The organism is Stenotrophomonas sp. S39 (assembly GCF_016624665.1).
Taxonomy (GTDB): domain Bacteria; phylum Pseudomonadota; class Gammaproteobacteria; order Xanthomonadales; family Xanthomonadaceae; genus Stenotrophomonas.
On record NZ_JACVTT010000119.1, the window covers coordinates 1 to 11,409 of the forward strand.

General features: G+C 67.9%; 10 protein-coding genes. 1 reads left to right on the forward strand and 9 read right to left on the reverse strand.

Going from position 1 to position 11,409, the window contains the following annotated elements:
• Positions 1–297: 297 nt before the first annotated feature.
• The 9 genes from recO to rpoE all read right to left on the reverse strand — a co-directional run bounded on the left by recO (position 298) and on the right by rpoE (position 8,935).
• Positions 298–1,017: a DNA repair protein RecO gene (gene recO / locus IAE41_RS20265; RefSeq protein ID WP_200734341.1), complete on the reverse strand. Its 720-nt coding sequence runs from the start codon at positions 1,015–1,017 to the stop codon at positions 298–300.
• Between the two features lie 18 nt (positions 1,018–1,035).
• On the reverse strand, positions 1,036–1,932 hold the full coding sequence (gene era / locus IAE41_RS20270) for a GTPase Era (protein ID WP_079222747.1): 897 nt from the start codon (positions 1,930–1,932) through the stop codon (positions 1,036–1,038).
• Entirely contained in the window at positions 1,929–2,609 is a 681-nt protein-coding gene (gene rnc / locus IAE41_RS20275) for a ribonuclease III (protein ID WP_079222748.1), read from the reverse strand. The genes era and rnc overlap by 4 nt, the downstream gene beginning before the upstream one ends.
• Positions 2,599–2,982, reverse strand: a complete 384-nt coding sequence (locus tag IAE41_RS20280) for a DUF4845 domain-containing protein (protein WP_079222749.1) — start codon at positions 2,980–2,982, stop codon at positions 2,599–2,601. The genes rnc and IAE41_RS20280 overlap by 11 nt, the downstream gene beginning before the upstream one ends.
• Before the next feature lie 32 nt (positions 2,983–3,014).
• A complete protein-coding gene (gene lepB, locus IAE41_RS20285; protein ID WP_079222750.1) occupies positions 3,015–3,809 on the reverse strand; it encodes a signal peptidase I in 795 nt (264 codons plus the stop codon).
• 54 nt (positions 3,810–3,863) lie between these two features.
• On the reverse strand, positions 3,864–5,657 hold the full coding sequence (lepA, locus tag IAE41_RS20290; RefSeq protein ID WP_079225334.1) for a translation elongation factor 4: 1,794 nt from the start codon (positions 5,655–5,657) through the stop codon (positions 3,864–3,866).
• Positions 5,658–5,837: 180 nt separating this feature from the next.
• The gene (locus IAE41_RS20295; RefSeq protein ID WP_200734342.1) at positions 5,838–7,370 is read right to left on the reverse strand and encodes a DegQ family serine endoprotease; all 1,533 of its coding nucleotides are present in this window, start codon (positions 7,368–7,370) and stop codon (positions 5,838–5,840) included.
• A 75-nt stretch (positions 7,371–7,445) separates the two neighbouring features.
• A complete protein-coding gene (locus IAE41_RS20300; protein WP_200734343.1) occupies positions 7,446–8,318 on the reverse strand; it encodes a sigma-E factor negative regulatory protein in 873 nt (290 codons plus the stop codon).
• Positions 8,315–8,935, reverse strand: coding sequence for an RNA polymerase sigma factor RpoE (gene rpoE, locus IAE41_RS20305; protein ID WP_200734344.1), 621 nt, complete (start codon positions 8,933–8,935; stop codon positions 8,315–8,317). Before rpoE ends, IAE41_RS20300 begins: the two co-directional genes overlap by 4 nt.
• A 234-nt stretch (positions 8,936–9,169) precedes the next feature.
• On the opposite strand from rpoE, the gene IAE41_RS20310 reads away from it, so the two are divergent.
• A complete protein-coding gene (locus tag IAE41_RS20310; RefSeq protein ID WP_200734345.1) occupies positions 9,170–11,233 on the forward strand; it encodes a 3-hydroxyacyl-CoA dehydrogenase NAD-binding domain-containing protein in 2,064 nt (687 codons plus the stop codon).
• Positions 11,234–11,409: the final 176 nt, after the last annotated feature.

Below are 11,409 nucleotides of genomic sequence, written 5' to 3' on the forward strand. Positions count from 1 at the left end.
CCTCTGCCAGACATCGCTATCCGACCCCGTGCCGACCAACGGTCGGCACCCACCACCATCAGCAGCAGTATCCATCAGCAGCAGGTTCCAACAGCTCGCAGAGAACTGTCGAAGGCGGGGTGGGTCCGGTTGAGGGGGCGTGAGCGCCATGGATGGCGCGACCGAGCTTACATGGACGTACTTGCAGCGTCCCCCTCAACCGGACCCACCCCGCCATCCCACGGATAGCCAGCTTCTGCCGTTGACGTTGATTGAAGCAGGTGCAGGGCTGCAAGCCCTGCCGAACACCCCTCCCCCTTACCTCCGGGGAGTGAGCTGCTCGAGCAGTTCCCAGGATTTGAGGCCCTTGGCCCCCAGGTGATGGGACAGCACCCGCCGCATCGGCAGCCGCAGGCTGGCCAGGTCTGCCGCATCCGGCTCGTCGTCCGCCGCCAGCGCCAACAGCGCCGAACCCGTCGCCGCCGCCTGGCGTTCACCGCCGCGCTCGCTCAGCAACCGTTGCGGCCCCTCCTGCGGGTCCAGCGCGTAACGTGCCGCCGGGTCCACCGGCTGGCCATCACTGGCCGTGTCCAGTTCGAATCCCAGCCCCAGCGCCGCCAGCAGCTCACGCTCGAAACGGCGCAGCGTCCACGCCAGCCCCGCCCCCACCGCCAGGCGCGCACGCGCCTCGCCATAGGCCAGGTACAGTTCCGGCAGCGGGTCCTGGCGGGGAGCCAGGCGCAGGGTCAGTTCACTCAGGTAGAAACCGGCCAGCATTGCCTGGCCGACCAGGCGCGGGGCCGCATCCAGCGCCTCGGCGCCGCGCAGCTGGGCCAGTTCACCACGCTGCAGGGCGCTGAAACGTATCCACTGCAGCGGCTGCAGGGCCGCACGCAGCACCTGGCCCTTGGCCGTGGACACGCCGCGTGCCAGCACGCCGATGCGGCCGTGCTGCGCGCTCAGTACCTCCACCAGCAGGCTGGTCTCACGGTAGGCCCGTGCATGCAGCACGAACCCGGTGTCGTCCTCGATCAGCATCGAAGCGACCGCCGCGGCTTATTCGTAGCCGAAGGCCTTCAGTGCGGCCTCGTCATCGGACCAGCCTTCACGCACGCGCACCCAGGTTTCCAGGAACACCTTGGCCCCGAACAGACGTTCCATCTGCAGGCGGGATTTGGCGCCGATCTCCTTCAGGCGGGCGCCGCCCTTGCCGATCACGATGGCCTTCTGGCCTTCGCGCTCGACCCAGATGACCGCGCCGATGCGCAGCAGGTTGCCGTCTTCGGTGAAACGCTCGATCTCCACCGTGGTGGCGTACGGCAGCTCTTCGCCAAGCTGGCGCATCAGCTGTTCACGCACCAGCTCGCCGGCCAGGAAGCGCTGGCTGCGGTCGGTGATCTCGTCTTCGCCGAACATCGGCGGCGCTTCCGGCAGCAGGGCCAGCACGTCGCGGACCAGGGCTTCCAGGCCGTTGCGCTTCTGCGCGGAAATCGGGTGCACGGCCGAGAAATCGCGGCCTTCGGTCACCTGCTGCAGGAACGGCAGCAGCGCGCCCTTGTCCTTCATGCGGTCGATCTTGTTGACCACCAGCACCACCGGGATGCCGGCATCGCGCAGCACGTTGAAGGCCAGGCTGTCTTCTTCGTCCCAGCGACCGGCTTCGATCACCAGCAGGCCGGCGTCGACGCCTTCCAGCGAGCCGCGCGCGGCACGGTTCATCACCCGGTTCATCGCCCGCTTCTGCACCTTGTGCAGGCCGGGGGTGTCGACCAGCACCAGCTGGCCTTCCGGATAGGTGGCGATGCCCAGCAGGCGATGGCGCGTGGTCTGCGGGCGGTTGGAGACGATGCTGACCTTGGCGCCGACCAGGGCATTGGTCAGGGTCGACTTGCCCACGTTCGGGCGGCCGATGACGGCCACGCTGCCGCAATGATGGGGAGTTTGTTCGCTCACTTGGAATCCAGTTGTTCTAGGACGGCAGCAGCCGCTTGTTGTTCGGCAAGCCGGCGCGAGGGGCCTTCGCCCTCGGTGCTGGCGGCAGGGTCCGCGACGTTGCAGCGTACCCGGAAGTGCTTGGCGTGGTCGTCACCGGATTCTGACACCAGTTCGTACTGCGGCAACGCCTTCTGTCGGGCCTGCAGCCATTCCTGCAGGCGGGTCTTGGGGTCTTTCTCGGGCCGGCCGGTGGCCGGCAGGGCCTCCATCGAGGCGGCAAACCAGGGCAGCACGACGGCCCGGCAGGCCTCGAAGCCGACATCCAGGTAGATCGCGGCCACGACCGCCTCCAGGGCGTCGGCCAGGATCGAGTCACGGCGGTGGCCGCCGGACTTCAGTTCACCCGGGCCCAGGGTCAGGCGTTCGCCCAGCTCGAGGGTGCGGGCGATCACCGCCAGGGCGCCTTCACGCACCAGCTCGGCGCGGGCGCGGGTCATGGCCCCCTCGTCGGCCTTGGGCCAGCGCTGGTACAGCGCCTCGGCGACCATCATGTTGACGATGCTGTCGCCGAGGAATTCCAGGCGCTCGTTATGCGGCGCACCGGCACTGCGATGGGTCAGCGCCTGCTTGAGCAGGGCTGGATCGCTGAAAACGTGACCGATCAGGTCACCACGTTGGATGAATTTACTGGGCACCGCTACGAACGAGGTCCTGGGATGATTCGAATTTGCCAACCACATCGAGGTTGCCCACCAGCGGCTGGCGCACTTCGTAGTTGACGTTGAGGGTCCAGCCGTTGTCACGACGGTTGAACTTGACGTTGGCCGGCTTCACGTTTTCCGAGTAGTTGATGTACAGGCGCCTGAAGAACAGATCCTGGATCTGCGCCGGGGCCATGGAGCCCACTTCCGGTTCCTTGGCCAGGCTCTTCATCGCCGAGCGCACGGCGTAGTACTCCTGGTACATCGGGAACAGCTTCATGCCGATGTAGAGGAAGAAACCCACCACGATCAGGACCACCAGAAAGGAGGTCAGGGTCATGCCGCGCTGCGTGTTCATCGTCTTCATTGCGTTCTCCCCAGATACGCGTGGATGTGAAGTCAGTTGATGCCCGAGCCGATGCGCGACGGCTGGAAGCCATCCTTGCAGAACCAGCCCTGGCAGTTCAGCCAGATCAGGAACGCGCGGCCGCGCAGGTTTTCTTCCGGCAGCAGGCCCCAGAAACGGCCGTCATCGCTGTTGTCGCGATTGTCGCCCATCACCAGGTACTTGCCCGCCGGCACGGTCCACTGTCCCTGGCCGCGAGGATAATCGGTCTCCAGCACGGTGTGGGTGCGGCCCGGCAGGTGCTCGACCAGCAGGTTGGCGCCCTCGCCCTGGCCCTTGTCGCCGGCGTAGATGCCCTTGTTGTCGTACTTCAGCGGCTCGCCATTGAGGATGACGCCGTCGCCTTCGAAGACCACGGTGTCACCCGGCACGCCGATGACGCGCTTGATGAAGTTCTCGCCCTTGGCCGGATCGTTGTCGCCGTGGCCGGGGAAGTGGAACACCACCACGTCACCCCGCGACGGCTCGCCCAGCGGGACGAACTTGGTGTTGGAGATCGGCAGGCGCAGGCCGTAGGAGAACTTGTTGACCAGGATGAAATCGCCGATCAGCAGGTTCGGCATCATCGAGCTGGACGGGATCTTGTACGGCTCGGCGATGAAGCTGCGCACGATCAGCACGACCACCAGCACCGGGAAGAACGCCCGCGAGTAGTCCACCAGCACCGGCTCGGTATCGAGCAGGCCCGCGCGCTGCGCCCGGCGCTTGGCCAGGTACAGCTTGTCGGCCAGCAGGATCAGGCCCGAGGCCAGGGTCAGTACGACCAGGAGGATCTCAAACAGTTTCATTCAGGGTCCTTTGCAACGTCACCGGACGAACGGCCCCGAAGGGCCGCTGCGGGCTTACTTGTTGTCCATCTGCAGCACGGCCAGGAAGGCTTCCTGCGGGATTTCCACGCGGCCGACCTGCTTCATGCGCTTCTTGCCTTCCTTCTGCTTTTCCAGAAGCTTCTTCTTGCGCGAAACGTCGCCACCATAGCACTTGGCCAGCACGTTCTTGCGCATGGCCTTGACCGTGGTGCGGGCGATGATCTGCGAGCCGACGGCGGCCTGGATGGCCACGTCGAACTGCTGGCGCGGGATCAGGTCCTTCATCTTCTCGCACAGCTCGCGGCCGCGGCGGTCGGCATGGCTGCGGTGCACGATCAGCGACAGCGCATCGACCTTGTCACCATTGATCAGCACATCCACGCGCACGAACGGGCCGGCATCGAAGCGCACGAAGTGGTAGTCCAGCGAGGCGTAGCCACGGCTGACCGACTTCAGCTTGTCGAAGAAGTCCAGCACCACTTCGGCCATCGGCAGCTCGTAGCTGATCTGCACCTGGCTGCCCAGGTAGTTGATGCCGAGCTGGCTGCCGCGCTTTTCTTCGCACAGCTTGATGATGTTGCCGATGTACTCCTCGGGGGTGAGCACGTTGGCGCGGATGATCGGCTCGCGGATCTCTTCGACATGGTTGACCGGCGGCAGCTTGGCCGGGTTGTCCATGTTGACGATGGTGCCGTCGGTCTTCAGGACTTCATAGATCACCGTCGGCGCGGTGCTGATCAGGTCCAGGTTGTATTCGCGCTCCAGGCGCTCCTGCACGATTTCCATGTGCAGCATGCCGAGGAAGCCGCAGCGGAAGCCGAAGCCCATCGCCTCGGAGCTTTCCGGCTCGAAGCGCAGCGCGGCGTCGTTCAGGCGCAGCTTGTCCAGTGCCTCGCGCAGGTCCGGGTAGTCCTCGGCGTCGACCGGGAACAGGCCGGCGAACACGCGCGGCTGCATCTCCTGGAAGCCCGGCAGCGGCTTGGCAGCCGGATCGGCGGCCAGGGTCAGCGTATCGCCGACCGGCGCACCGTGGACGTCCTTGATGCTGGCGGTGACCCAGCCCACTTCACCGGCACGCAGCGCCGGCAGCACCTTGCGCTTGGGCGTGAACACGCCGACGTTGTCGACCTGGTGGGTGCGGCCGGTGGACATCACCTGCAGCTTGTCGCCGGCCTTGATCTGGCCCTGCATGACACGCACCAGCGACACCACGCCGAGGTAGTTGTCGAACCAGGAGTCGATGATCAGCGCCTGCAGCTTGTCGGTATCGCGCGGCACCGGGGCCGGGATGCGATGGACGATGGCTTCCAGCACGTCCTGCACGTTCAGGCCGGTCTTGGCGCTGACCGGCACGGCGTCGGCGGCGTCGATGCCGATGACGGCCTCGATCTCGGCCTTCGCGCGCTCGATGTCGGCGGTGGGCAGGTCGATCTTGTTGATCACCGGCACCACTTCCAGGCCCTGCTCGACGGCGGTGTAGCAGTTGGCCACCGACTGCGCTTCCACGCCCTGGGCGGCATCGACCACCAGCAGCGCGCCTTCGCAGGCGGCCAGCGAGCGGCTGACTTCATAGGAGAAGTCGACGTGGCCGGGGGTGTCGATGAAGTTCAGGTGGTAGGTCTGGCCGTCCTTCGCTACATACGGCAGCGAGACCGACTGGGCCTTGATGGTGATGCCACGCTCGCGCTCGATCGGGTTCGAATCGAGCACCTGCGCTTCCATCTCGCGGGCCTGCAGGCCGCCGCAAAGCTGGATGATGCGGTCGGCAAGCGTGGACTTGCCGTGGTCGACGTGGGCAATGATGGAGAAGTTGCGGATGTTCCGCATCGAATCAGAAGACATAGGTGGCGGCGGCGCGCGGCGTCGTCAGGGTAACGGTCGATTATCGCATGCCCGGGCCTCTGCCGCGAAAGCAGCCTGATCGGACCGGGCCCGGAATGGCCAAAGCCCCGCCGGGGCGGGGCTTCGGGGGAGTACCAGGGCCGCCCGGGGGCAGCCGTGAAGGCCTTACTGGCCGGCCTTGACCGCCACGAAGGCGCTGTTGCCGCTGCTGGCACGGACCAGCAGCAGGACCACGTCGCCCTTCTTGTAGCCGGACAGCGCGCGGTTCAGCGCATCGACACTGCCGACCGGGGTATTGCCGACGCGCAGGACGACCATGCCCGGGGCCAGGCCGGCGTCGCGGGCGCCTTCGCCCTTGACCCCGGTGATGCGCACGCCCTCGCCCGATTCCAGGCCCAGCTGCTTGCGCTGCACCGCGTTCAGCTCGGTCACGTCCAGGCCCAGCAGGGCGTTGGCACCGGACTGCGGCGCGGCGTCGGCATTGGCTGCGGACGGGCCGCGGGCATTGTCCTGGCCGTCATCGGTCAGGGCGGTCAGGGTGGCGCTGAGCTCACGCGGCTTGCCATCGCGGTATACGACCAGGGTGACCTTGCTGCCCGGGGCCATGGCGCCGATCAGCGGCGGCAGGTCGGACCAGGTGTTGACCGTGCTGCCATTGACCGAGCGGATGACATCGCCCAGCTGCACGCCCGCCTTGGCCGCGGCACTGCCGGGGACGATCTGGTTGACCAGCGCGCCACGGCTGTCCGGCAGGCCCAGGCCCTGCGCCTTCAGCGAATCGATCGGCTCGACCACCGCGCCCAGCTGGCCACGGGTGACCTTGCCGCTCTTCTTGATCTGCTCGACCGCGCTCATCGCCAGGTCGATCGGGATCGCGAAGCTGATGCCCATGTAGCCGCCAGAGGCGGAGAAGATCTGCGAATTGATGCCGACCACTTCGCCGCGGGTGTTCAGCAGCGGGCCACCGGAGTTGCCCTGGTTGATCGCCACGTCGGTCTGGATGAAGGGCACATAGCGCTGGTCCGGGCCGCCGGTGCTGCGGCCGACGGCACTGACCACGCCGGCGGTGACCGAATGGTCAAGGCCGAACGGCGAGCCGATCGCGACAACCCACTGGCCCGGCTTGAGGGTGTTCGAATCGCCCACGCGCACGGTCGGCAGGTTTTTGCCGTCGATCTTCAGCAGGGCCACGTCGTACTGCTGGTCGCTGCCGACCACCTTGGCGGTGAACTCGCGGCTGTCGCCCAGCTTCACCTTCACTTCGCTGGCGTCGGCCACCACGTGGTAGTTGGTCAGCACGTAGCCGTCGGGCGAGATGATGAAGCCCGAGCCCATGCCACGCCCCTTGATGCTGGGACCGCCATCCTGGCCGCCCGGCCCATGCCCCGGCATCGGGAAATCAGGGCCGAAGAAGCGGCGGAAGAACTCAGGCATGTCGTCGTCGCCCATCGGGCCGCGCGAGGCCTGGCGGTTGTTGCGGACGATGGTGACATCGACGTTGACCACGCCGGGGCCGACCTGTTCGACCAGGTTGGTGAAATCAGGCAGGCCGCTGACCAGCGGCTGCGCCGGGGCACGCGGTGCGGCGGCGGCCGGCGCCGCCTGCGGCGCGGTCGGCGCGGCGGGCTGGGCACAGGCCACCAGCGGCAGGGTCAGGGCGAGCAGGCCCATGGCCTGCGTGCGGAGTCGGTGAGTCATCGGACGGCAACCTCCGGATCGGATGGAGAAGGGGAAGGAGGGCCCCGCCAGTGGCGGGGCATGGGCCCGCACGCGTCAGTCGCGCGGGCGCTGCGGCGCCGGCAGTTCTTCCTGCAGGCGCGGCTCGAACGGGTAGAACGCGGCGCCACCGGACGAGGTCGGGAAGCTGGCGTTGAGCGCGCCGCCCCCGGCCGGGGCCAGGCTGGACTTCGGCCACGGCCGGGCCTGCAGGCTGCCGACATCGCCGAAGGGCAGGTGGCGGGTGCTGCTGGCCGGCGCGCTGGGGCTCAGCGCCGGCTGCGCGGCGGCCACCGCACGCTGCGGCGCGTCGTCGCGCTGGGCCACGCGCGCGGCCTGCTGGCTGCGGGTGGCGCTGGCGCGGCGGGCATCCTGGCGGCGGGCGGCCATCGCCACGGCCGGGGCGGCGGCCACGGCCATCGCAGCGGCGTCGGCCGAGGCTTCGGTCACGGCGGACGGGCCCGGCGCAGGCGCCAGTTCGGCCCGGCTGGCCACCACCTGCGGCGGCAGGGGCTCGCCAGGGCCGGCATCCTTCAGCTTCTCGCCCCCCATGAACAGGGCCACGGCGGCCACCGAGGCGGCCAATGCGGCACCACCGCCCCAGGCACGCCAACCGGTGCGGCGCACCTGGCGGCGCGGCTCGGCCTGCGGTGCCGGTTCGGCGGCGATGGCGGCGGCCACGGCGGCGCTGAAACCGGCCGGGGCCAGCAGCGATGCCTGGCCACGCATCACGTCGCCGAGCAGCTGCCAGCGTTCCTGGCTGCCGGACAGTTCCGGATCGTGTTCCATGCGGCGCAGCAGGAAGCGCGCCTCATCGGCACCGAGCTCGCCATCGACCAGGGCCGACAGCTGTTCGCGGTGGCGCTGGTCCAGGCGCTGGCCGGCGGGGGATTGGTGGTTCTGCGATTCGTTCAGGGGACTGTGGGTCATACGCGGCTCTTCTCACGGGTGGCGCTGCCGATGTCCAGCAGCGGCCGGAGTTCGGTGTCGATCGCCTCGCGCGCCCGGAAGATCCGGGACCGCACGGTGCCGATCGGGCACCCCATCTTCTGCGCGATTTCCTCGTAACTCAGGCCTTCCACCTCGCGCAGGGTGATCGCCGACCGGAGTTCTTCCGGCAGCGCGTTGACGGCCTTCATCACCGTCTGTTCCAGCTCCTGGCGCATCAACTCGCGTTCGGGCGTGCCGGTGTCGCGCAGGCGTGTTCCGGTATCGAACTGCTCGGCGTCGCCGACGTCGATGTCATCGGTCGGCGGGCGTCGATTGTGTGAAGCCAGGTAGTTTTTGGCGGTGTTCACGGCGATCCGATGCAACCAGGTGGAGAACTGGGCATCGCCACGGAAACTTCCGATCGCGCGGTAGGCGCGGATGAAAGTGTCCTGGGCGACGTCCTGACATTCGCTCCAGTCGGCGATGTAGCGACCGACCAGACCGACGACCCGGTGCTGGTACTTGCGTACCAGGACATCGAAGGCCGCGCTCTCGCCGCGCTGCACGCGCCGGACCAGTTCCAGATCCAGCTCCTGTGGTGTTTCAACATCGGCCATGAGGGGCCGCACTCCTGTCAGCCCAACCGACGTCGGGCAATGAGACTGCCAATCCCGGGAAAAGTTCAGTCGCCGATCACCTGGCGCCGCACCAGCTTTTAACCACCGTTCCGCTAGCGTCCCGGTCCGGGGCCATGGATCCGGGGTCGCCACCCCCAGCTATAGGGATTTGACGCGGGGGAAACAACCTCTGGATCATAGCCGCTTCTCCATACACAACCGGATGGAACGTCCATGCTCTCAGGCTTCGATGGTCTCCGCTTCAGCCACTGGCACCCCGAGATCCGCGATGACGGCGTGGTCGTGCTGTCACTGGATCGTCAGGACAGCAATGTCAACGCAATGTCGCAGGACGTGCTGCTGGAGCTGGGCGACCTGCTCGAGCGCATCGCCCTGGACCCGCCCAAGGGCGTGGTCATCCAGTCGCTGAAGAAGGCCGGCTTCATCGCCGGGGCGGACCTGAAGGAGTTCCAGGAGTTCGACCGCCGCGGCACCGTGAACGACGCGATCCGCCGCGGCCAGTCCACCTACCAGAAGCTGGCCGAGCTGCCCTGCCCCACCGTGGCGGCCATCCACGGCCACTGCCTGGGCGGCGGCACCGAGCTGGCGCTGGCCTGCCGCTACCGCGTGGCCTCCAATGACAGCAGCACCCGCATCGGCCTGCCGGAGACCCAGCTGGGCATCTTCCCGGGCTGGGGCGGCAGCGCGCGCCTGCCGCAGCTGGTGGGCGCGCCTGCGGCCATGGACATGATGCTGACCGGCCGCACCCTGTCGGCCTCGGCCGCCCGTGGCATCGGCCTGGTGGACAAGGTGGTGGCGCCGGCGGTGGTGCTCGATACCGCCGTGGCCCTGGCCCTGTCCGGCACCACCCGCCCGTTCAAGCAGCGCGCCACCGCCTGGGCCACCAACACCTGGCTGGCACGCAAGCTGCTGGCCCCGCAGATGGTCAAGCAGGTCGCCCGCAAGGCCAAGAAGGACCAGTACCCGGCACCGTACGCGCTGATCAGCACCTGGCAGCGCACCGCCGGCAAGCCGGTGCAGGCGCGCCTGGACGCCGAGCGCCGCGCGGTGGTGAAGCTGGCCAGCACGCCGACCGCGCGCAACCTGATCCGCATCTTCTTCCTGACCGAGCGCCTGAAGGCCCTGGGCAGCGGTGATGCCGGCATCCGCCACGTGCACGTGGTCGGCGCCGGCGTGATGGGTGGCGACATTGCCGCCTGGGCCGCCTACAAGGGCTTCGAGGTGACGCTGCAGGACCGTGAGCAGCGCTTCATCGACCCGGCCATGGAACGCGCGCAGGCGCTGTTCGCCAAGAAGGTGCGCGACGAGAGCAAGCGCCCGGCGGTGGCCGCACGCCTGCGTGCCGACCTGGAGGGCAACGGCGTGGCCGAGGCTGATCTGGTCATCGAAGCGATCATCGAGAACCCGGAGGCCAAGCGTGCGCTGTACCAGACGCTGGAACCGAAGATGAAGCTGGACGCGCTGCTGACCACCAACACCTCCTCGATTCCGCTGGTGGAACTGCGCGACCACATCCAGCGCCCGGCGCAGTTCGCCGGCCTGCACTATTTCAACCCGGTGGCGCAGATGCCGCTGGTGGAAATCATCCACCACGACGGCATGGCGCCGGAAACCGAGCGCCGCCTGGCCGCGTTCTGCAAGGCGCTGGGCAAGTTCCCGGTGCCGGTGGCCGGCAGCCCGGGCTTCCTGGTCAACCGCGTGCTGTTCCCGTACATGCTGGAAGCGGCCACCGCGTATGCCGAAGGCATTCCGGGCCCGGTGATCGACAAGGCGGCGGTGAAGTTCGGCATGCCGATGGGCCCGATCGAGCTGATCGATACGGTGGGCCTGGACGTGGCCGCCGGCGTGGGCAAGGAGCTGGCGCCGTTCCTGGGCCTGCAGATTCCGGCAGCGCTGCAGACGGTGGATCCGGCCAAGCGCGGCAAGAAGGATGGCCAGGGCATCTACACCTGGGAGAACGGCCGGGCGAAGAAGCCGGACGTGGCGCGCGACTACCAGGCCCCGGCGGACCTGGAAGACCGCCTGATCCTGCCGCTGCTGAACGAAGCGGTAGCCTGCCTGCACGAAGGTGTGGTGGCCGACGCGGACCTGCTGGATGCGGGTGTGATCTTCGGCACCGGTTTCGCCCCGTTCCGCGGCGGCCCGATCCAGCACATCCGCGCGGTGGGTGCCGATGCGATCGTCGAGCGGCTGAAGGCGCTGCAGCAGCGCCACGGCGACCGTTTCGCCCCGCGCCCGGGCTGGGACAACCCCGTCCTGCGCGAACCGGTGGTGTGAGTGTGTCGGCCGGGCCTGCGGCCCGGCACCCGCTCAATCAACGGCGACAGCCAGAGCAACAGCAGAAGCCAGGGCCAAAGCGGCTCTGGCTTTTCTGTTTGTTGGGCGGGGCGGTATGGGCTTGGTGGTGGGTGCCGACCGTTGGTCGGCACATCTGTCAGATATCGAATGAACTC

What these genes read in the sequence shown, in the direction of transcription:
- recO (WP_200734341.1), bottom strand. Translation starts at nt 1,017, where the DNA reads ATGCTGATCGAGGACGACACCGGGTTCGTGCTGCATGCACGGGCCTAC.
- IAE41_RS20280 (WP_079222749.1), bottom strand. Translation starts at nt 2,982, where the DNA reads ATGAAGACGATGAACACGCAGCGCGGCATGACCCTGACCTCCTTTCTG.
- lepB (WP_079222750.1), bottom strand. Translation starts at nt 3,809, where the DNA reads ATGAAACTGTTTGAGATCCTCCTGGTCGTACTGACCCTGGCCTCGGGC.
- lepA (WP_079225334.1), bottom strand. Translation starts at nt 5,657, where the DNA reads ATGCGGAACATCCGCAACTTCTCCATCATTGCCCACGTCGACCACGGC.
- IAE41_RS20295 (WP_200734342.1), bottom strand. Translation starts at nt 7,370, where the DNA reads ATGACTCACCGACTCCGCACGCAGGCCATGGGCCTGCTCGCCCTGACC.
- IAE41_RS20300 (WP_200734343.1), bottom strand. Translation starts at nt 8,318, where the DNA reads ATGACCCACAGTCCCCTGAACGAATCGCAGAACCACCAATCCCCCGCC.
- rpoE (WP_200734344.1), bottom strand. Translation starts at nt 8,935, where the DNA reads ATGGCCGATGTTGAAACACCACAGGAGCTGGATCTGGAACTGGTCCGG.
- IAE41_RS20310 (WP_200734345.1), top strand. Translation starts at nt 9,170, where the DNA reads ATGCTCTCAGGCTTCGATGGTCTCCGCTTCAGCCACTGGCACCCCGAG.